General features: G+C 64.4%; 23 protein-coding genes and 1 tRNA gene. 11 read left to right on the top strand and 13 right to left on the bottom strand.

Features of this window, described 5'->3' with window-relative positions; all coding sequences use genetic code 11:
• Position 1 precedes the first annotated feature (1 nt).
• Genes ACOZ4H_RS06835 through ACOZ4H_RS06810 form a run of 6 tightly spaced genes read right to left on the bottom strand, consistent with a single transcriptional unit; the run spans position 2 to position 4010 of the window.
• Entirely contained in the window at positions 2–424 is a 423-nt protein-coding gene (locus tag ACOZ4H_RS06835) for a 30S ribosomal protein S19 (RefSeq protein WP_121303385.1), read from the bottom strand.
• On the bottom strand, positions 421–1143 hold the full coding sequence (locus ACOZ4H_RS06830) for a 50S ribosomal protein L2 (protein WP_004516968.1): 723 nt from the start codon (positions 1141–1143) through the stop codon (positions 421–423). Before ACOZ4H_RS06830 ends, ACOZ4H_RS06835 begins: the two co-directional genes overlap by 4 nt.
• A gap of 2 nt (positions 1144–1145) precedes the next feature.
• Positions 1146–1403 (bottom strand): 50S ribosomal protein L23, encoded by a 258-nt coding sequence (locus ACOZ4H_RS06825; protein WP_424328573.1) that lies wholly within the window; start codon positions 1401–1403, stop codon positions 1146–1148.
• Positions 1400–2140, bottom strand: coding sequence for a 50S ribosomal protein L4 (gene rpl4p / locus ACOZ4H_RS06820; RefSeq protein ID WP_191449875.1), 741 nt, complete (start codon positions 2138–2140; stop codon positions 1400–1402). The genes ACOZ4H_RS06825 and rpl4p overlap by 4 nt, the downstream gene beginning before the upstream one ends.
• Positions 2141–2143: 3 nt before the next feature.
• Positions 2144–3160, bottom strand: a complete 1017-nt coding sequence (gene rpl3p, locus ACOZ4H_RS06815; RefSeq protein ID WP_008312890.1) for a 50S ribosomal protein L3 — start codon at positions 3158–3160, stop codon at positions 2144–2146.
• 4 nt (positions 3161–3164) lie between these two features.
• On the bottom strand, positions 3165–4010 hold the full coding sequence (locus ACOZ4H_RS06810; RefSeq protein WP_424328572.1) for a putative RNA uridine N3 methyltransferase: 846 nt from the start codon (positions 4008–4010) through the stop codon (positions 3165–3167).
• Positions 4011–4358: 348 nt separating this feature from the next.
• Here ACOZ4H_RS06810 and ACOZ4H_RS06805 point away from each other — a divergent pair.
• From ACOZ4H_RS06805 to ACOZ4H_RS06780, 6 genes are all read left to right on the top strand, one after another.
• Positions 4359–4430: transfer RNA gene (locus ACOZ4H_RS06805), tRNA-Gly, on the top strand.
• Between the two features lie 661 nt (positions 4431–5091).
• Positions 5092–6495: a response regulator gene (locus tag ACOZ4H_RS06800; RefSeq protein WP_424328571.1), complete on the top strand. Its 1404-nt coding sequence runs from the start codon at positions 5092–5094 to the stop codon at positions 6493–6495.
• A 348-nt stretch (positions 6496–6843) separates the two neighbouring features.
• Complete coding sequence (locus ACOZ4H_RS06795; protein WP_424328570.1) at positions 6844–7494, top strand: HVO_2922 family protein; 651 nt, start codon at positions 6844–6846, stop codon at positions 7492–7494.
• Between the two features lie 98 nt (positions 7495–7592).
• Positions 7593–7925, top strand: a complete 333-nt coding sequence (locus ACOZ4H_RS06790) for an MTH1187 family thiamine-binding protein (protein ID WP_101350592.1) — start codon at positions 7593–7595, stop codon at positions 7923–7925.
• Positions 7926–7949: 24 nt separating this feature from the next.
• On the top strand, positions 7950–8882 hold the full coding sequence (gene mch / locus ACOZ4H_RS06785) for a methenyltetrahydromethanopterin cyclohydrolase (RefSeq protein WP_424328569.1): 933 nt from the start codon (positions 7950–7952) through the stop codon (positions 8880–8882).
• A 6-nt stretch (positions 8883–8888) separates the two neighbouring features.
• Positions 8889–9386, top strand: coding sequence for a hypothetical protein (locus ACOZ4H_RS06780; RefSeq protein ID WP_424328568.1), 498 nt, complete (start codon positions 8889–8891; stop codon positions 9384–9386).
• Positions 9387–9398: 12 nt separating this feature from the next.
• On the opposite strand, the gene ACOZ4H_RS06775 is transcribed toward ACOZ4H_RS06780, so the two are convergent.
• From ACOZ4H_RS06775 to ACOZ4H_RS06760, 4 genes are all read right to left on the bottom strand, one after another.
• On the bottom strand, positions 9399–11030 hold the full coding sequence (locus ACOZ4H_RS06775) for a GTPBP1 family GTP-binding protein (protein ID WP_424328567.1): 1632 nt from the start codon (positions 11028–11030) through the stop codon (positions 9399–9401).
• A 268-nt stretch (positions 11031–11298) separates the two neighbouring features.
• On the bottom strand, positions 11299–11493 hold the full coding sequence (locus ACOZ4H_RS06770) for a hypothetical protein (RefSeq protein ID WP_424328566.1): 195 nt from the start codon (positions 11491–11493) through the stop codon (positions 11299–11301).
• 62 nt (positions 11494–11555) lie between these two features.
• Entirely contained in the window at positions 11556–12239 is a 684-nt protein-coding gene (locus ACOZ4H_RS06765) for a phosphoglycolate phosphatase (RefSeq protein WP_424328565.1), read from the bottom strand.
• 37 nt (positions 12240–12276) lie between these two features.
• Positions 12277–12840, bottom strand: a complete 564-nt coding sequence (locus tag ACOZ4H_RS06760; RefSeq protein WP_424328564.1) for a DnaJ domain-containing protein — start codon at positions 12838–12840, stop codon at positions 12277–12279.
• 575 nt (positions 12841–13415) lie between these two features.
• Here ACOZ4H_RS06760 and ACOZ4H_RS06755 point away from each other — a divergent pair.
• A complete protein-coding gene (locus ACOZ4H_RS06755; protein ID WP_424328563.1) occupies positions 13416–16520 on the top strand; it encodes an adenosylcobalamin-dependent ribonucleoside-diphosphate reductase in 3105 nt (1034 codons plus the stop codon).
• 83 nt (positions 16521–16603) lie between these two features.
• Here ACOZ4H_RS06755 and ACOZ4H_RS06750 read toward each other — a convergent pair whose 3' ends face one another.
• The gene (locus tag ACOZ4H_RS06750; RefSeq protein WP_424328562.1) at positions 16604–16894 is read right to left on the bottom strand and encodes a DUF7526 family protein; all 291 of its coding nucleotides are present in this window, start codon (positions 16892–16894) and stop codon (positions 16604–16606) included.
• Positions 16895–16997: 103 nt separating this feature from the next.
• Here ACOZ4H_RS06750 and ACOZ4H_RS06745 point away from each other — a divergent pair, with 103 nt between their 5' ends.
• On the top strand, positions 16998–17204 hold the full coding sequence (locus tag ACOZ4H_RS06745; protein ID WP_424328561.1) for a DUF7534 family protein: 207 nt from the start codon (positions 16998–17000) through the stop codon (positions 17202–17204).
• Positions 17205–17232: 28 nt separating this feature from the next.
• Here the strand turns inward: ACOZ4H_RS06745 and ACOZ4H_RS06740 are convergent, their stop codons facing one another.
• Positions 17233–18753 (bottom strand): sulfite oxidase, encoded by a 1521-nt coding sequence (locus ACOZ4H_RS06740; protein ID WP_424328560.1) that lies wholly within the window; start codon positions 18751–18753, stop codon positions 17233–17235.
• A gap of 105 nt (positions 18754–18858) precedes the next feature.
• Between ACOZ4H_RS06740 and ACOZ4H_RS06735 the strand changes: the two genes are divergently transcribed.
• Together ACOZ4H_RS06735 and ACOZ4H_RS06730 are read left to right on the top strand one after the other, a co-directional pair.
• The gene (locus ACOZ4H_RS06735; RefSeq protein WP_004591539.1) at positions 18859–18981 is read left to right on the top strand and encodes an HVO_2523 family zinc finger protein; all 123 of its coding nucleotides are present in this window, start codon (positions 18859–18861) and stop codon (positions 18979–18981) included.
• Between the two features lie 46 nt (positions 18982–19027).
• The gene (locus ACOZ4H_RS06730) at positions 19028–21559 is read left to right on the top strand and encodes a PAS domain S-box protein (protein WP_424328559.1); all 2532 of its coding nucleotides are present in this window, start codon (positions 19028–19030) and stop codon (positions 21557–21559) included.
• Here ACOZ4H_RS06730 and ACOZ4H_RS06725 read toward each other — a convergent pair.
• On the bottom strand, positions 21537–22196 hold the full coding sequence (locus ACOZ4H_RS06725; RefSeq protein ID WP_424328558.1) for a TVP38/TMEM64 family protein: 660 nt from the start codon (positions 22194–22196) through the stop codon (positions 21537–21539). The two genes, ACOZ4H_RS06730 and ACOZ4H_RS06725, sit on opposite strands and share 23 nt — an antisense overlap.
• A 51-nt stretch (positions 22197–22247) precedes the next feature.
• On the opposite strand from ACOZ4H_RS06725, the gene ACOZ4H_RS06720 reads away from it, so the two are divergent.
• Positions 22248–22637, top strand: a complete 390-nt coding sequence (locus tag ACOZ4H_RS06720) for a DUF5830 family protein (protein WP_424328557.1) — start codon at positions 22248–22250, stop codon at positions 22635–22637.
• Positions 22638–22692 lie beyond the last annotated feature (55 nt).

Below are 22692 nucleotides of genomic sequence, written 5' to 3'. Positions count from 1 at the left end.
ATTATTTGAGCGGTACGAACTTCGAGGAGCGTGTCGCTCCGATACCGGCCTGACCGTGTTCGACACTACTCCGGGTGAGCTGGAACTCACCGAGGTAGTGGCCGAGCATCTCGGGCTCGACTTTGACACGCTCGAAGTTCTGGCCGTCGTGGACGGCGAAGGTCAGCCCGACCATCTCCGGCAGCACCGGCATGTCGCGCAGGTGCGTCCGGATCGGGTCGTTGGCTGTCTCCTCTTCGCCGGCCTCGCGGGCCTTTTCGAGGAGCTTGTGTTTCTCCTCGGTCAGGCCGCGTACGATACTTCGCCGCTGTCGAGCGGGGAGCAGTTCCGCGACTTCCTCGAGCTCCATCTCCTGCAGCTCGTCGAGCGTGTGGCCGCGGAAGGAGAACTCTCCTTCGTGGCCGATTTGATATTCTGAGCTCATTCGTTGCCACCTCGACCAGTTCGCTTCGAGGCGATGTCCCCGACCTTACGTCCTGGCGGGGCGTTCCGCGAGATGGACTTGGGCTTGCCGGGGTGCTGGCGGCCGCCGCCACCGAACGGGTGGTCGACGGCGTTCATCGCCACACCGCGGACGTTGGGCCACTTCGTCCCTCGCGCCTTCATTTTGTGATGCTTGTTGCCAGCCTTCACGAACGGCTTGTCAGTTCGGCCGCCACCGGCGACGACGCCGATGGTGGCACGACACTGCGGGTCAAGCCGCTTCATCTCTCCGGAGGGGAGCTTGACGACCGCGACGTTGCGGTCGTGGGTGAGCAGCTGGGCGTTGACACCCGACGCGCGGGCGAACTTCCCACCGTCACCGGGGCTGGATTCGACGTTGCACACCGGGACCCCCTCTGGGATCTCCGCCAGCGGGAGCGTGTTCCCGGGTGCGATCTCGGCGCTGACGCCGACCTGTAGCTCGTCACCCACCCCGACGCCTTCCGGCGCGAGGATGAGTCGTCGGTCGCCGTCTTCGAACTCGACGGCGGCGACCGGAGCCGAGCGGGCAGGGTCGTGCTCGATATCGACGACCGTGCCGGCGACGACGTCGCCGTCCTCGACCTTGCGGTGCTCCAGATCAGCCTTGTAACGGTGCGACGGAGCACGGAACGTGGAGGTCCCGCGGCCGCGCCGTTGTCCTTGGATTCGTCGTCCCATCGTTAGAACACCCCAATTCTGGAGGCGACTTCTTGGGCGTCGTCGTCCTCTGAGAGGCGAACGACGGCCTTCTTCTCGCCGTCCATCGTGTTCTGTGTGTTGACCTGTTCGACTGTCACGTCGTACTGCTCCTCGACGGCGTCGGCGACGTCGCCCTTGGAGGCGCGGTCGTCGACGGCGAACTGGAGCTTGTTCTGGAAGTCCATGTCGTTCATGGCCTTCTCGGTGACGTGTGGGTGTTTGATGACATCCCAGCTCATCGCTCGGCCACCTCCGCGAGTGCGGATTCCGTGAAGACGGTGAGTCGACCGGGCGCGCCGCCGGGCGCGAGGTCTTCCGTGTTGACCTCGCTTGCGGTCGCCACGTCGGCTCCCGCGAGGTTGCGGGCGGCCTTCGACGGCTCGTCGCTGGTCACGAAGAGGATCGAGGCGGGACGACGGTACTTCCGTCCGCGGGCCGAGCCCTGCCCAGCCTTGATCTTCGTCTCGTCGGCGCGGTCGATGTCAGCGTGGACGTCGAGCGCCTCCAGCAGCGAGACGACTTCCTGCGTCTTGACGAGGTCCTCGAAGTCGTCGGAGACGACGACGGGCACTTCGTCACGGTCGAACTCGTGGCCGCGGTCGGCGACGAGGTCGGCGTCGGCCGTCGCGGCCAGCGCCGAGCGAACGGCCAGCTGCCGTTCCTTGTCGTTGAGGTCGAGCGAGCGGTCCTTCTCGGCTTTCGGCGGGTGGGCGCTTCGCCCCTTGACCGCCTGCGGGACGCGGCGGGCACGGCCGTCCTGCTTCGGGACGTGTGCCTGGCCGCGGCCGCTACCGAAGGACTCCGCCGGCGTTCGGAGGCCGGCGTACTCGTCGGATCCGTAGTCCTGTTTTCGGTTGGCCTGTGCGGCACGTACAGCTTTGCCGATGAGGTCGGACCGAACCGGCGTCTCGAAGACGTCCGGCAGGTCGACCTCGCCGTCTGTGTTGCCGTCCAGGTCGTAGATTGTTGCCTGCATAGGTTATCCCTGGTTCGATTCGTTGGAGACGTAGCGCACCTCGGGGTCGAGGCGCGGCTGGTCGTTCGGACGCACCGCGGGCCGGAAGCGCACCAGGCGCTTGTCCGGACCGGGCACGGAGCCCTTCACGAGCGTGTACGGCCCATCGACTTCGCCGTAGTTGACGAAGCCACCGTCGACGGTCGGTTCGTCGCCGTCGCCGATGTCGATGAGGCGCTTGTTGAGCTCGGTGCGCTGGTGGTAGCCGGTCTGCCCCTGCTGGGGGACCGTCGAGCGCACACGGGACGGGTTCCACGGACCGAGGTTGCCGATCCGTCGACGCCATCCCTGGCGGGCGTGCTTGCCTTTCCGCTTCTGGACGCCCCATCGCTTGACGGGACCCTGCGTCCCTTTGCCTTTCGTGACACCGGCCACGTCGGCGTACTCGCCGGCGCGGAAGATGTCGTTCATGGCGTGCTCGCCACCGTCCTCGACGAGGTCGAGGGCGTGGTCGAGGCGGTCCGAAACGGACCCACCGCCGACGCGAGTCTCCATCACGTCGGGCTTTTTCTTCGGGACGCTCGGGACGGCGTCGGGGACGGTGTGCGTAATGAGTCGCACGTCCCCGAGGTCACCGGCCTCGAGTGCGTCGCGTACCTGTTCCTCAGCAGCGTCCGGGTCGTGGTCCTCCGGAACGTCCAGGGTCCGGTCGAGTTCCGAGTGGAACTCGTCGGTCCAGACTTCCGTCAGCGGACGCTGACCGTACGGCGTGTCTTCGTACGCTCGCAGGGCGACGGCGCGCATCGGCGGCGTCTCGATGACTGTCACCGGGACAGTCTCCTCCATCCCCTCGCGGGGGGAGTTGGGTTCGTCGTTGACGAGCACGACGTGTGTCATGCCTGCCTTGTAGCCGGCGAACCCTTGGACGCCCGGCTGCCCGTCGTCAGACGGCCAGCTGTTGAAGCGAGGCGTCTCGCTCGTCGAGCGCTTGCGCGGGCCGAAGCCCAGCGAGCCTTTGCGTGGTCTGCTTGGTTGTGGCATTCGTTTACTCCGTGAGGGTTAGACAGGTGAGGGAGGCGAACAGAGCTTCTTCCGTTCGCACGACCTCACTGCCCTGGTTCGGAACCGTATTCAGCCAGAGGTCGAACCCTTCTGGTTCGTCGCTCGTCTGGTCTCCCCCGACGGCGTCCGGGGCTACGTCGAGTATCGACGGTAACCCGCGCTCGGGTGCCCCGAAGGCGACGGTCATGCCGCCCTCGGCGTCGCGCCGCTCGGCCAACTGGCCGAGACGGGTCGACGTTACCGGCTCGCCGTATCGCGAGGACGCGATAGTGAGCCCGGCATCGTCGCGCGAGAGTGCCGCATCGAGGTCCGCGGCGACAACGTCGAACCCCGTTGTGGGGGCGTCGACGAGTTTCGCCCGGACCGGCCGTCGCGAAGAGACCCTGACGGTCACGCGCTCCCCCTGTTGCACGTCCATATCCGCTGGGACGGGAAGGGAGATCGGGTGTTGCATGCCGCAATTGACCCGGACGCGCCCATCAGCTCCGACCTCGGTCACGATTCCCTGTCTTAACGACCCCGAACCCTCAGATCCGGAGCCGGTCTGTGAACGCACGCGGAGCGGCGGCAGGACGCCGACGTACTCCAGTTCGTCCCGCTTACCCCACATCTCCTTTCGGAGGTGCGGGGGCGTCGCGGCGTACCGCAGCACGGTTTCGACGAACCCGTCTTCCCACTTGCCCGCCCCGTCAGGGTCGGGGTACACTGTCAGCCGATCAACCCGGTAGACCGCGGCCGCGCGGGCCACGTAACCGAGCTTGCGAGTTGCCTCGCGTCTGTCTTCGGCTTCCCGTGCGAGGGAAGACGGCACGAGTACGCTGGTCGTCATGCCGTGACGCTTCCACGTCGCGCCACTAGACTGTGCCGATATCTCCCCTTCCCGGCCTTAAAAAGACCCCGTTTCGTGATCGCGATGCGGCGCGTTCACATGGTCCGTCATGCCGGTTCGGAACCGATGCACCCATTCGCTGGATTGCCGCTTCCGAAAGCCCATGTCTCGTGACGCCATCACATGATCCACCTCTCAGACGGGCCGTCGATTGCCCTCACTTCCCACGGTTTTCCCCGGAAAACGGAAGGCTTTTTACTCTCACCCCCGCCAGATTTGATTGCAACGAGGCGTTGCGCGCTGGTACCGAGCGGCCGACGGCCGCGAGGGTCAGGGCAAACGAAGTGCGCGCTGGTAGTGTAGTTGGTATCACGTGACCTTGCCATGGTCACAACCTGGGTTCAAATCCCAGCCAGCGCATTTCTCTTCATCCAAACTCCCGAGCGGCGCGTTTTATCGCGCCGCGTACTGGATGCTGTGTAATCGCACTGGATTTGAGCCCTGCCAGTCGCAGCCCGCGAGCGACCACTGGGAGCGAGCGGGAACGTCTGGCTCCGGTTCAAATCCCAGCCAGCGCATTTCTACGACGAACAATTCCACCGAGCACCGCATACGTGTGCTCGTATACTGTGAGTCGTAAGGTCGAACTGGATTTGAAGCCTGTCAGTCGCAGCGCCCACAACGAGCGTAGCGAGTGAGGGCGACCGTCTGGCTCCGGTTCAAACACCGACGGACTTCGTCCGTCGTGACTCGCAATCGCGTCGCGACTGCTCGCTCCCAGCCAGCGCATTTCTGCCGACGCAAACCGATGAGCGGAGCGAGTCGCGTTTTGAGCCGAGATCGTCCTTGGATCTGAATTACGGAAACCTGAGCGGAGCAAGAGCCGCGGCCGCGAACGAGTGGGGATAAGGGTCTGTTTTTCCGCCCAACGCCCTCAACGAATGTCTGTCACAACCAATTTTGACCACCACCGTTTCGTGGGCCTCACCGTCTGTGCGTCCGAGTCTTCACTGTGTAGAGCTATCATCTATCCGCAACAAAACCCGGCAGTTAACAGTCTGCAAGCCAGTTAGAGGGTAAGATGGATTCTGCTGGGGATATCAGTGTACTCGTCGTTGATGACAGTGATTTCTTTGTCGAGATAGCGTCCGAAAAGCTCAGTGACGCACACGGCTTCACCACCAAAACGGCAAGTACAGGGCAGGAAGCGCTTGCATCGCTACGGGAGCAGCGCGTCGACTGTGTCGTCAGCGATTACAAGATGCCAGGCATGGACGGGCTGGAGCTGTGTACGGAAGTTAGTGAGGAGTTCGCCATACCGTTTATTCTACTAACCGGGCAAGGTGGGGAGGACGTGGCCAGTGACGCAATCGGGACCGGTGTCGATGATTACCTTCAGAAGCAGAAAATCATAGACGGGGAACGACTCCAGTTGCTCGCCACGCGGATACGCAACGTTGTCGGGCAACACCGTGCACAACAGAAGTACGAGCAACTGGTCGACAATACACCGGACGAAATCGTGGAGGTCTCCACCGATGGGCAAATCCGTGCAGCGAACAAGTCGATGGCGCGGGCACACGATACCACGCGTCCGGAACTCATCGACTCGCAGTTGTCGGACGCACTACCGGCCGAAATAGCGTCCGACCGCCTCGAATACGGCCAACGCGCCATTACCGCCGGGAGCGCGGTGACGTTTCAGGATTCCATTGGGGTACGTCACTTTCACAACATTGTCACGCCGCTCAGCGAGACTGGGGACACAAACACTGTCCAGTTCATCTCCAGAGAGATTACACAGCAGAAACACGACGAGCAGAAACTCAAAAAGACGAAGCGAGAGCTCGAACAGTCCAACGAGAAACTGGACCAGTTCGCGAGCGTCGTCTCGCATGACCTCCGGAACCCGTTGATGGTTACGAAGGCCAGAGTCGATTTCGTCCGAGATGATGCGCCCACGGAGCACGTCGAGACGATGGAGAGGAACCTCGACCGGATGGAAACGATGATAGACGAATTGCTGACACTCGCTCGTGTGGGCGAGAGCATCACCGACTTGTCTCGGGTCGCACTCGCTGCCGTCGCTGAGGACGCGTGGGAACACACCCAGACAGACGGCGGGACGCTCGAACTGAACCTTACAAGAGACGTCGTGATTGAGACAGACCGTGACCGCCTGCTACAGGTTTTCGAGAATCTCTTTCGGAACGCGTTCGACCACAACGACACGCCGCTGACTATTCGAGTTGGCACACTCGACGATGCGGACGGAACTGGGCTGTCGGGCTTCTATATCGAAGATGACGGCCGCGGCATCCCCCCAGAGGACCGGACGACTGTTCTTGAGCACGGGTACACGACGAGTAACGGCGGGTCCGGATTCGGACTCTCTATTGTCACGGACATCGTCGCCGCCCACGGCTGGGAAATCACCATCGGTGAGGGCCGCGACGGCGGGGCACGCTTCGACATTTCTCTCTGATTCTGCGATGCCCCACGTGACGGATTCGTCCCACAGGTGCCACTCGTTGTTATGCTATCGAAATCGACAGTGTCAGTGCCCGACGAGTAGCAGCGAATTCACACAGCGCACTTCTCTGCCCCGAATTGGAAGGGACCTGTCGCATGGGGTCGCGTAGCCCTTCGTACACACCGTCAGTCGTCGTTCCGGTTCGACGACCTACTACGTGCCGTCGCGGGATATCTGTCCACCAGAGGGTGCATCGTGCCAGCCGAGACCCTGTTATTTCGGTCAGCTGTTCTGAGCGAGACCCGGGCCGCTCTGAGTATGGAGTACCATTATTTGTTGTCCCATCGTCAGTGCGATTGCATGACAGACGAGACGGTCCACGAGTCACAGGAAACGCGGAGTCGAAGAGGGATCGCGTCGTATTTCCGGCGATTGGCGAACAGGCTCAGCCGCGGCGAGCCCGCGCCGGCTGACGAGGAACAGACTGTGACAGTCGACCCGCCGGCCGAATCCGACTTCGAGGTCGAAGTGGAACGCGAGGACGGAACGGTGAGCCTCGAAATCGACATGCAGTGGGAGGAAGCCGAGGGCGAGGTCGAGACCGATGTCGTCGCGAGCAAGGCGACCTTCGAGGTGTACGAAGACAGCGCCGAGCAGTACCGCTGGCGACTCGTCCACGACAACGGGAACATCATCGCCGACAGCGGCGAGGGGTACGCATCTAAGCAGAAGGCCAAACAGGGCCTCCAGAGCGTCAAAAACAACGCGCCCGGCGCGTACGTCGTCGACGAGTCCACGGACGATGAAGCGCCAGACGACGAGGGCGGCAGCAAAGCGACGTTCGAACTGTTCAAAGACAGCGAGGACAAGGCGCGCTGGCGGCTCCGCCACGACAACGGGGAGATAATCGCCGACTGCGGGCAGGGCTACGCCTCCAAGCAGAAGGCCAAACAGGGCCTCCAGAGCGTGAAGACGAACGCTCGCGGGGCACCAGTCGAAGAAGGCGAGTAACCGTTCCGAACAGCGGCGGCTTCGTTACTCCAGTCCGACAGCGATAGCAGCACGCGAGCACCACAGCGGTTAGGTCGCGGGCGCGCGTGGAGACCGATATGACCTGCATAGGGTTTCTCTCGGTCGCACCGGTCATCGAAGGCAGCATGTCCTCGTACGTCGCCGACGCCGTCGCGGCGCTGGAGGCGTTCGACGTCGACTACGAGACGACGCCGATGGGGACCATCATCGAAGCGGAGGACAGCGAGGAACTGTTCGCGGCCACCCACGCCGCACACGAGGCCGTCGGCGAGCAGACCGACCGCGTGAGCACGTTCCTGAAGATCGACGACAAGCGGACCGTCGACCAGCAGGCGCGGGACAAGGTCGACGCCGTCGAGGAGCACCTGGGTCGGGCGGCCAGAAGCGACGCGGCCGAAGGCGGAGACTAAAGGGAAGGGTACCAAAGACGGCGTATGGACAGTCTCAATCGGATGGCCACGGAACTCGTCGACGAGGCCATCGACTTCGCCGATGAGCTCACGATAGACGTACACGCACTGGAAGGCGACGCCGCGGTGCTGGACTTCGGCGTCGAGGTTCCCGGTGCTATCGAGGCCGGCATGCTGCTCGCGGAAATCCAGACGGCCGGGCTGGCGACGGTGCAGTCCACGATGGCCACCGTCGACGGTGCACCGCTGAACCACGTCGAACTGTCGACGGACCACCCGGCGCTGGCCCTGCTGTGCTCACAAAAGGGCGGCTGGGAACTGGCCGTCGACGACTTCCAGGCGCTCGGGAGCGGTCCCGCACGCGCGCTGGTCGCCGAGGAGGAGGCCTTCCAGCGTATCGGCTACCGCGAGGACGCCGACTTCGCCGTGCTGGCCCTGGAGACCGACGAACTGCCGGACGAGGACGTTGCGAGCCAGGTTGCCGAGCGAACCGGCGTCCCCGAAACCGGCGTGTTCCTGCCGTCGTTCGCAACCGCGAGTGTCACCGGGAGTGTCGTCGCCGCAGCACGGGCCGCCGAGCTGGCCGTCTTCAGGCTTGCCGAACTCGGCTTCGACCCGGTGTCGGTGCTGTCGGCCAGCGGCCGCGCGCCGGTCGCGCCGGTCGCCGGCGACGAAGCGACTGCGATGGCCCGGACCACGGACGCGCTCGCCTACGGCAGCGAGGTCCACCTCACTGTCGACGAGTCCTTCGACCGCTTCGACGAGGTCCCGTCCGTCGCAGCCGAAGAGTACGGCGAGCCACTGGAGGGCGTCTTCGAGGGCGTGGACTGGGACTTCGCGGAGCTCCCCGTCGAACTGTTCGGCCCCGCCGCGGTCACCATCGATGTCGTCGGTGGCGACACGCATGTCGTCGGCGAGACGAGCGAAGGCGTGTTAGCCGAGAGCTTCGGCCTGTAATCGGGTATGCGCTACAAGGTCGCGCCGCCGCCCCGCTCGCGCTCGTTTCTGGAGACTGCCAGAGACGCGATTCCGCTCGTCCCCGACAGCGAGGCCGACTGTTGCCGGGCGATACAGACGGCAACCGACGTGTCCAACCGCGAAACGGCCCAGAAGTACCTGGTGTTCCTGCAGGCGCTGGGATTGGTCGCCGAGAGCGACCGGGGCTACTACAGGACGAGGACCGACCCCGACCGGGCGGACCTCGTGACGGCCTTCGAAGAATCAGTCTTCGGCGTCGATGTGCTCCTCGCCGCTCTCAATTCGGAGCCGGTAGATACTGATGATGCGTTCGATGCCCTTCGGGCTGAGATTCCCCGCTGGGAGCGAGAGCGTCACGCTGACTGGGAAGCCGTCTGGCGGGAGCGCGTCGTGAATCTGTTGGAGTGGGCCGTGCTGTTCGGACTTGCCGAGAAGACGGACGACGGCTACCGACGATCAACCGGAAACAGCGAACAGCAGTGAAACGACGGGCCGCTACTCTGCCGGGTCGGTGTCGGTGACGGTCCCGACGCCCTTCGAACTCCCCTCGCGGAAGACGAACTTCTGGCCTTCCTCGACGAGGTAGGAACGGAACTTGAACCGAACCCGGGCCTTGCCGGCGTCGCCTGGAAGCAACTGCCCGCCCTCCGGATAGAAGGCCGCGGCCTCGCTGACTGTCTCGAGGTGGACCACGGGTTCGTAGCCGTCACCGATGCGGGTCGGATGGTTCAACACCATCACCTCGGCCTCGAACTCGCGGACCGGCGACGGGTCAGCGTCGGCCGGGAGCAGGACCATCCCGCGCTCGATGTCCTGCTCGCGGACGCCCTTCAGCGCGATACCGACGATGCGACCGGCCTTTGCCTCGTCGACCCGGTGGTAGTGCATCTCGATGGACCGGACCTCGACCTCGCGGAAGCTCCCGTCCTGCATCGGGCCGAGTAGCAGTTCGTCGCCGGCTTCGACCTCGCCGGACTTGATGGTGCCCGACGCGACCGCACCGACCCCCTGGACGTTGTACGTCCGGTCGACGTACATCCGGAAGTCGCCCACCTCCCCGGCGGTCTTTGGCAGCGCCTCGAACATCTCGTCTAAGTCGTCCAGCCCCTCCTTCGTGACGGCGCTTGTGGTGACGACGGGAACGACGGTCTCGGAGATTTCGTCGATGGCCGTGTCGACGCCGTGGCGCTCGACCCGAAGTGGCGTCTTGTCGACCTCTCGCAGTGCCTGTTCGACGTCGCGTTCGACTTCTGCGACCCGTTCCTCGTCCACCAGATCGGTCTTGGTGATGGCGACAATCGTCGGGAGGTCCGTCGCCAGCAGGATCCCGAGGTGTTCCCGCGTCGTCTCGGTCACCCCGTCGTCGGCCGCGACGGTCAGGAGGCCGTAGTCGAGTTTCTGCCCGACGAGGCCGCGGATCGTCGTCCGGAGCCACGGCTCGTGGCCCACAGTATCGACGAAGGAAACGAGCCGGTCTGATGCTTCGACGACCCGCGCTCGGTCGTCCTTCCGGTGCGGATTGTCCATGCGGATCGGCTCGCCGTCCTCATCGAAGCCGTAGACGCCGTAGGAGAGGTCCGCCGAGAGGCCTCGCTCGACCTCGTGTGGCTGGACATCCAGAAAGCCGCGTGTCCCGCCTTCGCCGTCGTCGGCGTCGCCGGTGACCAGCGACCCCACGAGCGTGGATTTGCCGTGGTCGACGTGGCCGGCGGTTCCGACGACGATGTGGTCGTCGTCCGCGAGGACCGATCCCTCCGAGACGGTCGCGACACCGACGATGCCATCGGAGGCTGTCGACTCGTTCTCCGAGACGCCGTCGACGCCCCACGTTTTCACCTCTTCAATGTGTGCACCGGCTTCCTCTGCCAGCAGGCTGAGTACGTCCATCGACTCGGAGAACTCCGCCGGTGAGATGCCGGCCAGACCGCCGTCGTCGGTGACGCCGACGACGTACGTCGCCTCCCCGTCCCCGGAGAGAACGCGATGGCGGAGCTGCGCTGCGAGGGATTCGAGTCGCCCCTCGGAGAGGTGGAGCTCTTCGGTGAGCCGTTCTTTGAACTCGACGCTGCCGCCCTCCCGCTCGCCGCGGTCAAGCGCGCGCCGGAGGACAGCCCGGTCGGGGCTCATATCCCCTCGTTACCGTGGGGCAGACATAAGCCTTCCCCGGATTTACGGCTCCAGAGCCCTCCTGAATCCAGTGGCTGAGTGTGTCTCTCACAGGAGACCTCGGGCGGATATTTATACGCGAGGACGCGGCCAGCACGGTCCGTGGACTGAGCCGCCACGCGGGGTTCGCGGTCGCGTGACGCCGCCCCGCGTGACTGGTGCTCTCGACGGCGTCACCTGTTCGCCAATCGGGTAGCGACCGTGCAGCGTGTCCGGCGACAATCACGCCTCACGAGAGCCACTCGCTCATCGACTGCTCCGCATACGCGATGCTCACGGTCAGTACAAACATCCCAGCCAGGAGGAGGTATACCGTTACAACGTACCGCGTGGAGTGGGCACCAACCTGTGTGGCGAACCCGCCTCCGGTGAGGAGTATTACCGAGAGGGCGACCGCGTACCGCGCCTTCCGAAACCAGTGCATCAGTCCGTTGTCGAAGGGCGACCGACATCAGGGCTCGGCTAGTGGCCGTGCGTGACGGGATGTCAGTCCCGGTACGGCGCGACCGCTTCGAGAAATCCGTCACCATAGCTCGCGTCCGTCACCCGGTCGGCCCGTTCGAGTGCCGTCTCGTCAGCATTGGCGACAGCCACGGCCTCACCGGCCAGGTCGAACATCTGGGCGTCGTTCGCCGAGTCGCCGACCGCGAGGAACGACTCCGGAGCGAGGTCCAGTTCAGAACACACCGCTTCGAGGCCCGTTCCCTTGTCGACGACCGGGTCCGTCACGTGGTAGGCGAAGCCGGTGTCGAGGACGACGAGCCCGCGCGCCGCAGCCAGTTCCTCTAGGGGTTCGAGCGGCTGGTCGAGCGACACGACGAGTTCCGTCTCGCGCCACCGGTTCGCCAAGTCGACCTGTCCGAAGCCGATGTCGTGGCCCAGGTCGCGATAGGCCTCACCGACCGCGAGCGCCGCCTCGTGGTCGCCCTCCAGCCTGAGTTCGTCGGTGGTCTCGACGAACACTACGCCGCCGTTCTCGGCGACGACTGTCCGCTCGATGCCGAGGAACTCACAGAGCGCAATCGGGAACGGCATCGCCTTGCCGGTGGCGATGACGACGCGTTCGGGCCACTCGCGGAGGACCGGGACAACTCGAGGGTCAAGCGCCCGGCTCTCGTCGGTTAGCGTCCCGTCGATATCAACGATAAGCGGCGGCGTATCGCTATCCATACCTCCGGGTTCGGAGCGGCGTATATGGGAATTGCGGTCAGTCGTCGGTCAGCGTCTCGTAGGCCGCCTGCACCTGCTTGAACTCCGTCTCGCTCCCGCTGTCGGTGTCGGGATGGACCTCTTTGACTTTCTCCCGGTAGGCCCGCTTGATTGTGCTCTGGTCGGCGCCCGGGTCGAGGCCCAGTCGCTTGTAGGCCTCCGCCGGATTCGGTCCCGACGACTGGACGCGCTGTCGGCGCTGCCGGCCGCCCGCTGCCTGGCGACGCTGTCGCCCCTGACGGCGGCGTTGGCCGCCCTGCGTCGCTCGGGAGCGGCGCGCTCGGCGGCCGTCCCGCGGCGGTTCCCACTCCTCCCGTGGGCCGGCCCCGAACCCACCGCGACGGGCGTTCCCCGTGTTCTGTGCCGCCTGTCGCTCGACCCGCTCGTAGAGGCTCGCGGCCATCTTCCCGCTGAGGTGGTAGTACATGAAATACGTCGACGCGCCGAACATGAGCGCCAGAAAGAGCACCGCGGGATTGATCAAGAGGCCCACCGCTGTCAGGACGACTGTCAGGCCTCCGAACACCACTGCGATTCCCTTGGTGAGCCCGTCGTACTGCACGCACGCTTCTTCGGTCCACAGGCCTGTAAGCGTCCCGCCTCTCGCACCCCATCCAGTCCGCCCGCGGACTCGATAGCGGGTATCCTCCCGGATGGGACGAGGGCGGAACAGAGCACAAGTACACGAGACTGGCACCGCACGGACTGATAGACTGGTTCTATCAAAACCGCACTACGGCGGCGTGTCTGACACACCCTTACTCCCTCCCTACGAATTGTTAGTAAGCGTATATCGCTACCCGCAAAACCCCCGCCAGTTTCTACTGGATATCTCGCTCACGTCTGGCGGTTCACGTGATCGGGTTTTCACTTTCACCTCGGTCTGGACAGTATTAAGGAGAATCGACGGCATCTATTCCGTTGTACGCGACTATCGTTTCACGCGTCACCAGCACAGTTCGTCGAGCACCGTAGCCGCGACTCCGGAAACCGCTACGGCCGCCGCCGAATCGCAGACAAGAAGGATTAAACGCTATCGATGAATACGTATTCGCCGCCAGAAATGACAGGATCACGGGTAGCTACGACGAGGGGTATCGACCGACAGACGGCCGCTGTCGGGAGGAGGAGCGGGCGATGAGTAACAGCGACCTTTCTGCCGACGAGATCACGCTCCCGATCAAACGTACCGAGGGTGATACTATCGAAGAGCGACTCACAGGCAACGCCTACCACAACATTCTCCCGGCTCGCTACCTCCGGAAGGATGCCAACGGCGACCTCATCGAGGAGCCCGAAGACCTCTTCGACCGCGTCGCGAAGAACATCGCGCTCGCCGAGGCCGTGTTCGAGGCCAACAAGCAAGGCGTCGATGTACACGTCTCACCCGACCAGCTAAAACCCGACCACCCACGCCGCGACGAGCTCGCCGACGAGGTGTTCGGTAAAGGAACGTCGGTCGACGACGACGTCGAGACCGAACTCTCTGTCTACAACGTCAACAAGTTCGCCTACGAGACGGTCGTGCCGGAACTGCCCGAGGGCGTCCGCGACCACGTCGAATCGACCGCCGACGCCTTCCAGGAGCAGATGGAGCAGCTCTCCTTCATGCCGAACTCGCCGACGCTGATGAACGCCGGCGACGAACTCCAGCAGCTTTCCGCCTGTTTCGTCGACTCACCGGGTGACGACATCGACGACATCCACCAGACCGCCAAGGAGGCCGCACAGGTCTTCCAGTCCGGCGGTGGCATGGGCTATGCGTTCTGGAAGCTCCGCCCGTACGGCGACCCCGTCGGCTCGACTGGCGGTATCGCCTCCGGTCCCATCACGTTCATGCGGACCTACGATCAGATGTGCGAGACCATCGCCCAGGGTGGCGCCCGCCGTGGCGCACAGATGGGCGTCATGCGCGTCTCCCACCCGGACGTCATCCAGTTCATCCACGCCAAGAACAAGGACGTCTCGCTGGCCGAGACACTGCGCCTGAACGACCCGGACGACTTCACGCACAACTCCTTCGCCGAGGCCCTGGAGGAGGCCCGCGACCTCATCGACGACGACGGGAAGGTCCCCAAGCACCTCCGCAACGCCGTCGAGGGCCACCTTTCGAACTTCAACATCTCCGTCGGCGTCACCGACGACTTCATGGAGGCGCTGAAGGCCGGTGAGGAGTTCACCTTCACGAACCCGCGAACGGGCGAGGCCCACATCGTCACCGAGGAGACGAAGGAGCTGTACGACATGTTCGGCCTCGGCGAGCACGTCGAGGTCGGCGAGGAGCTCTCGATTCCGGCCGAGGAACTCTGGGACGACATCGTCGAGGGTGCCCACGAGAACGGCGAACCCGGCGTTATCTACCTCGAACGGGTGAACAAGCAGCACTCCTTCGACGTGGAGGAGCACCCCGACCACGAGATTCTCGCCACGAACCCGTGTGGCGAACAGCCTCTCGAAGAGTACGAGGCCTGCAACCTCGGGCACATCAACCTCTCGACGCTGGCCGCCACGGACGCCCCAGACTGGCGCGTCTGGTCGGAGGCCCACGCCGACGAGTACGATTCGATGGAGGCAGCCATCGACGCGTTCCTCGAGGACGCCATCGACTGGGACGAGTTCGACCGACGCATCGAGCTCGGCACCCGCTTCCTCGAAAACGTCGTCACGATGTCCGACTTCCCGGTCGAGAAGATCGAGGAGAAAGTCAGGGAGATGCGCAAGATCGGCCTCGGTATCATGGGCCTCGCCCAGCTGTACATCCAGCTCGGCGTCGCCTACGGGACCGAGGAGGCCAACGAGATCGCCCGCCAGACGATGCGGCACATCAACCACGGGTCCAAGGCCACGAGCCACGAACTCGCCGAGGAACGCGGTGTCTTCTCCGAGTGGGAGAACTCCAAGTACGCGGACCCGACGGAGTACCCCGAGTGGTTCGAGAAGCAGACCGGCGAGGACGCCGAGGACTGGGCGGACGGCTACCCGATCCGCAACCACAACACCACGACCATCGCCCCGACTGGGACGACCTCGATGATCGGCAACACCACCGGCGGGTGTGAACCGATCTACAACGTCGCCTACTACAAGAACGTCTCCGACGACGTGCAGGGCGACGAGATGCTCGTGGAGTTCGACGACTACTTCCTCCGCGCGCTGGAGGACAACGACATCGACGTCGAGGCCGTCAAACAGGAGGCCCAGGAGCAGATGGCCAACAACGAGTTCGACGGCGTCGACGGGCTGACGACCGTGCCCGACGCTATCGGCGAACTGTTCGTCACCACTGGCGACCTCTCGGCGAAGCAGCACGCGGGTATCCAGGTGGCCTGTCAGGAAGGCGTCGACTCCGCTATCTCGAAGACGGTCAACGCCCCGAACGACTCCACCACCGAAGACGCCGCCGAAGTGTTCGAGTACATCTACGACCACGGCGGCAAGGGCGTCACCTACTACCGCGACGGCACCCGCAGCAAACAGGTGCTGACCACGCGTGCCCAGAACACCGAGTTCTCGGACATGGACGCCGACGAGATCGTCGCCCAGATCGAGGAGGTCTTCGGCGGCATCGAGGGCTTCCTCGAGGACGAGGCCGTCCAGGCTGCCATCGACGACTCCATCGAACAGGTGCTGGGTGTCGCCGACGGGGACGCCGAGTACGCCGAGAAGCAGACCCGCCCGGACGTGCTCCACGGCGTGACCCAGCGGATCGACACCGGCTACGGGAAGCTCTACGTCAACATCAACGAGGACCCCGAGGCCGACCGGCCGTTCGAGCTGTTCGCCAACATCGGCAACTCCGGCGGCTTCACCGCCTCGTTCACCGAGGCGCTGGCCAAGACCATCTCGACGGCACTGCGCTCCGGCGTCGACCCCGAAGAGATCGCCGACGAACTGCAGGGCATCCGGTCGCCGAAGGTCGCCTGGGACAAGGGCGAGCAGATCCAGTCCATCCCGGACGCCATCGGCACGGCCCTGCGTCGCTACCTCGACGGCGACGTCGACAAGGCCTACCCCGACCAGACCACGCTGGAGGAGACCGCGGAGAAGGCCGACCGGGAGACCGAGGCCAGCACGAAGACCCAGACCGACGGCGGCGCGGCCGCCGCATCCGACACGAGTGGCGACCAGCAGGACATCATCGACGCCGGCGAGAGCCCGGAGTGTCCTGACTGTGGCTCGCTGTCGCTGTACTACTCGGAGGGCTGCAAGACCTGCGAGTCCTGTGGCTGGTCCGAGTGCTGAACGCTACCGCCTGATACGCGGATTCGGGTTTCGACGCGCCTGAGACCGTTTCTTTTCCGTTCGTGCTGTATCGCCGCGTTCCGCTACCGGAATTCCGTGACGTTGTACACGCCGGTAATCGTCGTTTCCTCGACAGCCGCCGTGATTTCCGCGCCTTCCTCAGCCGCCGAGTCCGCGACGAGCGTCACCGGCTCGATAGGCTGGCGGCGCAGAAAGGCCGCGATCCGTTCGAGCCACGACGGCTTGCCGCCCTTGCGGCAGACGATGACGTAGCGTGAGTCCGCCAGTGACGCCATCTCGGGCTCGAAGTCGTAGTCCTCGTGGTCGGCCGGCGGGACGACATGGATGACCTCGCCCGCAATCGTCTCGTCCATACCCACGATAGCGACTACAGCGGTATGTGCCGCTCGCTTCGACCATACGCCACAGAAATATCAGCACAAGAACCTATTTATGCCATCTCCATCTCCCGGTGGTATGAGCAGGTCGGCAGCAGTGCAGTTCGCAGTGACGGTCGTGGCGGCGGTACTCATCGGCGTGCCACTCGCAACCGTCCTCACGCCGCCCGATCCGTACACGCAGCTACTCTCTCTGGGAGCGCTACTGGTGGTGACGCTGCCGGTCGCGTACTACCTCAGCTACAGGGGCGGCTACGAGTCGCTCAGGACGCGAGTCGACCAGTAGCGCGACTACGACGTGGTGATTACTCTGGCTACGAGTACTGCTTCGACACCCAACCCGAGGCACCACTGGGGTAGGAGTCGGTCTCCTCCTCGGGCTGGACCTCGCCGCGCTGGTCGACCATCCGGACGACGACGGTGTGGCCGCCCGACGGCGGGTCGTAGGTGTGTTCCCACTGCCGCCACGCGTCCTCGGCAGGGCCGTCGCCGTCGGCCGCCGGCAGTTGGTCCGAGAGCGTTGCGTCCGCCCACGTCTCGCCGCCGTCGGTGGAGACTTCGACGCGCTGGACGCCGCGCAGGCCGGCGTAGGCGTGGCCGCCGATGCGCCGGCGGCCGTCGGGAAGCGTCGATTCGTGATGGAGTTTGGCGACCGGATTCACGGGGCCGGTCCCCTGCCAACCGCGTTTCTCCCAGTAGCCGTCGGCCTCCTCGTCCAGCACCTCGATTTCCGAGAGCCACTTGACGTTTACCTCGCCCCAGTGGCCGGGAACCAGTGCTCGGACGGGGTAGCCGTGGCCGCGCGGGAGGACCTTCCCGTTCATGCCGTAGGCGAGCATCCCGCCCCGGAGCGCGTCGATTGGGAACTCCTCGTAGTAGTCGTCCTCGGCCCGGAGCATGACGCACTCACAACCGCTCTGAATGCCAGCCTCGTCGAGGAGACTATCGACGGGAACGCCGGTCCACAGTGCCGTGTCCGTCTTGTAGCCGTTGAGACTTTCACCGACACAGCGGAGGGTGACAAACCGGTTTTCGGCGTCCATCTCCAGGATGTCCTCGTAGGTGAGCGTGACCTCCTCTTCGACAGCGCCGGTGATGGAGAGCGACCAGTCCGCGGCCGAGAGTTCCGGATCGATGGAGTTGATGTCGACCTCGTAGAAGCTCTCGCTGACTAGCGGATCTATGTCGTCGAGGCCTAGGGAGTAGTCCGCTGCGACAGCGAGCTTTTCGTCGACATCGTTGAGATCGGCCCCCGGCGCATTGAGTGCGGGCGCATCGTCACCCGTCGCGACGACCGATCGTTGGTTGCCGGCCGCGTAGCCGACTGTTGCCGCACCGACGGCCGCGCCAACGGTCGAGAGGGCCCGACGGCGTTTCGAGGAGATGGGCGTCATCGGACCGCCGAGTCCGTCCAGCGCCTGCGCGAGGCCGACCACGGCAGCGGCGGGAACCGCCGGACCGGCCGCGAGGACGACCTCGCCGGTGAGAACGACACTCACGGCCCAAGTTACGACGGCCGTTCCGACGACCGGGAGGGCGCGATTGTTCGCCAACTGGCCGGTGAGGATGGCCGCTCTGGCCGCCAGCGCGATGAACAGCCCCGCGAGGCCAATCGCGAGCAGGAGATTGAGTTGCTGACCGAGGCTACCGAGCGTCGAGATGGCAGTCGAGACGACGACGCCGGGCATCGACCGCGCGAGCGTCCGTTCGATTGGCGAGGCGATGAATGTGGGTGCGTAGCCGGTCACAGCGTAGGAGCCCGCCAGGCCTGCGACGGCGGCGGCAACGCTAACCAGCAGCCGGCCGCCGGGCGAGTCGAGGAGGTCGTCAGTCATGGCTGAACCGACGGCCTACCCGGCAAAAGGGATTGTTCCAATTTCGTCCGGATTCCGTTCCGAAACTCCGGAAGACACAAGCGAGCGGCGGTTTTCTATGGCAACATGGACGAGCAGCCCGGTGGTCGGCCCTGCCCGCTCTGCGAACGGGCAATGTACCACCGCCACTGCAAGTACGTCTGTCCGGAGCACGGCGTCGTGTATGACTGCGCTGACACGTTCTACTGACGATACGCTCGCTGGTTTAATATCCGGGAACAACTAGATAGGTGATATGAGTGGCCACGGGGACGAGATTTCGGTGCTGCACGTCGACGATGACCCCGACCTTGGCGATCTCGTTGCGGTCCATCTGGAGCAAACTCACGGTGATATCTCTGTCTGTACCGAGCGAAGCGCGGCCGATGGGTTAGACCGGTTGTCCGAGCGCGCGTTCGACTGTGTCGTCAGCGATCACGACATGCCGGGTATGGACGGACTCGAATTTCTGAAGGTCGTCCGCGAAGAGTACGAGGAGCTACCGTTTATTCTCTTTACCGGCAAAGGAAACGAGGAAATCGCAAGTGATGCGATCTCTGCCGGCGTCACGGAATACCTTCAGAAGGGCGTCGGGACGGACCAGTACGCGGTGCTCGCCAATCGTATCGAACGGGCTGTGGGAGAGCGACGGGCTAAAACAGCACTCGAAGAGTCCGAGCGGATGCTGTCGACGCTCATCTCGAACCTGCCGGGGATGGTGTACCGCGCACGGAACGAACCCGATTGGCCGATGCAGTTCGTCAGCAACGGTGCAGCGGAGCTAGTGGGCTACAGTTCGGCGGCGTTCGAGAGCGGCGACGTGTCCTGGGGGTCGCTCATTAAGGATTCCGAGATAGAGCGTCTCTGGGAAACAGTCCAGGCCTGTATCGCCGCCGACGAACCGTTCGAAGTCTCCTACCAGATCGAGACGGCCGACGGTGAGACCCGCTGGATGTGGGAGCGCGGGCGCGTCGTCGGCACTGACGACGATGGCGTCGAAATCTTGGAAGGATTCATCACCGACGTAACCGCCCGCGAGGAGCGCGAGCGGGAACTCGCGAATCAACGGGCGTTTACCGAGAAGCTCATCGACTCCATCGACGATATGTTCTACGTCGTCGGTACCGACGGCAGCCTGGTCAGGTGGAACGACACCGTCTCGTCGGTGACCGGCTACACCAACGAGAAGTTGGCGTCGATGGACATTGGGGACATCGTCGCAGATTCCGACCACGAGAAATTATGGGAGGTATTCGAGGAGACGCTTGAAACTGGATACGGAACCATTGAGGCAGGAATCGAGACAGCTGACGGCGAGAGGCTCCAGTACGAATTTAAGGGATCGCTTATCGAAGACGGGCGTGGCGACCTGTTCGGGATTGCCGGTATCGGCCGGGATATCACCGAACGGAAACGTCGAGAGCGGGAGCTCAGGGAGTACCGCACGCTGGTCGAGAACGTCGGGGACCCGATGTATATCCTCGACACCGACGGTCGCATCGAAATGGCAAACGAGGCGATGGCCGCCCATCTCGGGTACGACCGCGCGGAGATCGTCGGCTCGGAGCCAGCCCGGTTCATGCCCGAAGCGGACGTCGAAAGAGGGACAGCACTCATCCGTGACCTGCTTGGCGACGACGAGCGAACGTGGGCTGCTTACGAGATGCGGACGATATCCGCGGACGGGACGGTCCGGATCAACGAGGACAGGATCGCGCCGCTGTTCGACGAGGAGGGGAACTTCGACGGCTCGGTCGGTGTGATGCGCGAGACGACGGAGCGCAAGCAACGCGAGCGGGAACTCGAACGCTACGAGACGATTATCGAGGCCGTCGGCGACCCGGTGTACACGCTCGACGACGAGGGTGTGTTCACCTACGTGAACGAGGCGATAGAGCAACTGACGGGGTTCGAACCGGACGAACTGATCGGCGAGCACATCTCGACCATCATGACCGGCGAGGACATCAACCGCGGAAGCGAGCTCATCCGGACCATCCTGTCTGACCCGACCCGACAGAACGTGACCTTCGAAACGGATATTGTCGACCAGACCGGGAACCACACGCCTATCGAGATCCATATCGCGTTGCTTCCAGCCACGGACGGGGAGTTCAACGGCACAGCGGGCGTCATCCGCGATATCAGCGACCGGAAAGACAGGGAGCGACAGCTCGCGGAGTTCGCCTCTGTCGTTAGCCACGACCTCCGAAACCCGCTGAACGTGGTCAAAGGGCGGATATCGGTCGCCCGGACATCGGGCGACGTATCACACCTCGAGGCGGCGGAGTCCGCGGCCGACCGGATGGACGAACTCATCAACGACCTGTTGACGCTCGCCAGGCAGGGCGAGACGGTCGGCGAGACGGCGATGGTGGATCTCGCTGCCCTCGCAGGTCAGGCCTGGATCGATGTCGAAACCGGCGAAGCCACGCTCGAAAAGATCGGGACAGCGACGATTGAAGCTGACGCGGCACGGCTCCGCGCGGTGTTCGAGAACCTGTTCTGCAACGCTGTGAAACACGGGCGTCGCGCGGACGGCGCCCCGATCACCGTCTCCGTCGGCACAACGGACACCGGGTTTTATGTCGCCGACGACGGCGTCGGAATCCCACCTGAAGAGCGAGATGACGTGTTCGAGCGCGGCTACACCACGAGCGACGCGGGGACCGGGTTCGGTCTGGCAATCGTCGCTGAGGTCGCACAGGCCCACGGGTGGTCGGTGTCGGTGACAGAGAGCGAGAGCGGCGGCGCGCGGTTCGAGTTCACGACGAGTTCGGAGCGCTGACGTGGCGATAGGCCGGCCCCGCAAGCACCAGCACGGCCAGCGCCGCGGAGAACAGCAGGACGTGTGGGAGCGCGTCGATGGTGAGGCCAGTGAGCGTCAGCGACCGCAGCGACGCGCCCGCAGTGACTTCGACCGCGACCCACGGAATCTCGCCGATGAACGTCCCGACAGCAAAGGAGCGCGGCGAGACGCGGGCGAACCCGGCCCCGTAGGAGACAGGGTCCGCGGGCACGGGTGAGAGCCGCGCCGCGAGGACGCCCCGCGTCTCGCCGGTCACCTCGATAATCCGGCGGCCCGAATCACCCAGCCAGCCGAACATCCCGCCCTGTTCGCCGGCACGGAGCGCGAACCGGTAGGGGATGAGGCAGGTGACGAGCGCGCCCATCAGCGCGACCGGGAAGCCGTATTTGATGCCGAGGACGAACCCGACGAAAGCCGACAGCGGCATCGTCGGCCACGCGAAGAACGGGCGAACCAGGTACAGCCCGACGATGACGCCCGCGAGGTAGACAGGGTGGTCGGCGAGATGCATCGTCTGGGCCACCACCCGCTCGGGTGTGAGTAGCGTCGTCGCGATAGCGACGACTGCCACCAGCCCGGCGGTTCCGACCAGCTGTCGCTTCGCGAGGCGGTCCATCTACCCAATCCAGCGGTAGCAATCGACAAACGCTTTGTGGTATCTTTTAGGTTGTTCGGGGTTGAAGCGGCGATTGTGTCCGAGACGCGAGACCCGGTCGAACTCGGCGTCGAGCTGCTCGCCCATCTGGAACACGGGGAGCTATCCGTCGCCGACGCGCTCGACCGTATCGAGACGGTGACGACCAACCCACAGGTCCAGCGCGAGATACTCGACACCGCAGTGATGCGCGGTCTCATCGAACGCGAGAACGGCGTCGTCCGCCCACGGTCACAGGGGTCGTACGTGAATTTCGACAGCGACGTGGTCGTCCGTGAGGGGGAGTTCTCGTGTCAGCGCTGTGGCGCAGCTATCAGTACGGGCCACTTCGTCCAGTTCGACGGCGGCGAACTGGGGCCGTTCGGGTCGACGTGTATTCGGAAAGTGTTGGGGAGAGAGTAGCGAGGTCGTGGCCGCGACCACGACCTCGTTGAGCTGAGCGGCGCAGCCGCGAGGG

The sequence above is a fragment of the Haloarcula amylolytica genome (assembly GCF_049705545.1).
GTDB lineage: Archaea > Halobacteriota > Halobacteria > Halobacteriales > Haloarculaceae > Haloarcula > Haloarcula amylolytica_B.
This window is presented reverse-complemented; position numbering and strand designations above follow the sequence as displayed.

Excerpts from the sequence above, each read along its gene's own strand:
- ACOZ4H_RS06835 (WP_121303385.1), bottom strand. The coding sequence starts at position 424 with ATGAGCTCAGAATATCAAATCGGCCACGAAGGAGAGTTCTCCTTCCGC.
- ACOZ4H_RS06830 (WP_004516968.1), bottom strand. The coding sequence starts at position 1,143 with ATGGGACGACGAATCCAAGGACAACGGCGCGGCCGCGGGACCTCCACG.
- ACOZ4H_RS06825 (WP_424328573.1), bottom strand. The coding sequence starts at position 1,403 with ATGAGCTGGGATGTCATCAAACACCCACACGTCACCGAGAAGGCCATG.
- rpl4p (WP_191449875.1), bottom strand. The coding sequence starts at position 2,140 with ATGCAGGCAACAATCTACGACCTGGACGGCAACACAGACGGCGAGGTC.
- rpl3p (WP_008312890.1), bottom strand. The coding sequence starts at position 3,160 with ATGCCACAACCAAGCAGACCACGCAAAGGCTCGCTGGGCTTCGGCCCG.
- ACOZ4H_RS06810 (WP_424328572.1), bottom strand. The coding sequence starts at position 4,010 with ATGACGACCAGCGTACTCGTGCCGTCTTCCCTCGCACGGGAAGCCGAA.
- ACOZ4H_RS06800 (WP_424328571.1), top strand. The coding sequence starts at position 5,092 with ATGGATTCTGCTGGGGATATCAGTGTACTCGTCGTTGATGACAGTGAT.
- ACOZ4H_RS06795 (WP_424328570.1), top strand. The coding sequence starts at position 6,844 with ATGACAGACGAGACGGTCCACGAGTCACAGGAAACGCGGAGTCGAAGA.
- ACOZ4H_RS06790 (WP_101350592.1), top strand. The coding sequence starts at position 7,593 with ATGACCTGCATAGGGTTTCTCTCGGTCGCACCGGTCATCGAAGGCAGC.
- mch (WP_424328569.1), top strand. The coding sequence starts at position 7,950 with ATGGACAGTCTCAATCGGATGGCCACGGAACTCGTCGACGAGGCCATC.
- ACOZ4H_RS06780 (WP_424328568.1), top strand. The coding sequence starts at position 8,889 with ATGCGCTACAAGGTCGCGCCGCCGCCCCGCTCGCGCTCGTTTCTGGAG.
- ACOZ4H_RS06775 (WP_424328567.1), bottom strand. The coding sequence starts at position 11,030 with ATGAGCCCCGACCGGGCTGTCCTCCGGCGCGCGCTTGACCGCGGCGAG.
- ACOZ4H_RS06770 (WP_424328566.1), bottom strand. The coding sequence starts at position 11,493 with ATGCACTGGTTTCGGAAGGCGCGGTACGCGGTCGCCCTCTCGGTAATA.
- ACOZ4H_RS06765 (WP_424328565.1), bottom strand. The coding sequence starts at position 12,239 with ATGGATAGCGATACGCCGCCGCTTATCGTTGATATCGACGGGACGCTA.
- ACOZ4H_RS06755 (WP_424328563.1), top strand. The coding sequence starts at position 13,416 with ATGAGTAACAGCGACCTTTCTGCCGACGAGATCACGCTCCCGATCAAA.
- ACOZ4H_RS06750 (WP_424328562.1), bottom strand. The coding sequence starts at position 16,894 with ATGGACGAGACGATTGCGGGCGAGGTCATCCATGTCGTCCCGCCGGCC.
- ACOZ4H_RS06745 (WP_424328561.1), top strand. The coding sequence starts at position 16,998 with ATGAGCAGGTCGGCAGCAGTGCAGTTCGCAGTGACGGTCGTGGCGGCG.
- ACOZ4H_RS06740 (WP_424328560.1), bottom strand. The coding sequence starts at position 18,753 with ATGACTGACGACCTCCTCGACTCGCCCGGCGGCCGGCTGCTGGTTAGC.
- ACOZ4H_RS06735 (WP_004591539.1), top strand. The coding sequence starts at position 18,859 with ATGGACGAGCAGCCCGGTGGTCGGCCCTGCCCGCTCTGCGAACGGGCA.
- ACOZ4H_RS06730 (WP_424328559.1), top strand. The coding sequence starts at position 19,028 with ATGAGTGGCCACGGGGACGAGATTTCGGTGCTGCACGTCGACGATGAC.
- ACOZ4H_RS06725 (WP_424328558.1), bottom strand. The coding sequence starts at position 22,196 with ATGGACCGCCTCGCGAAGCGACAGCTGGTCGGAACCGCCGGGCTGGTG.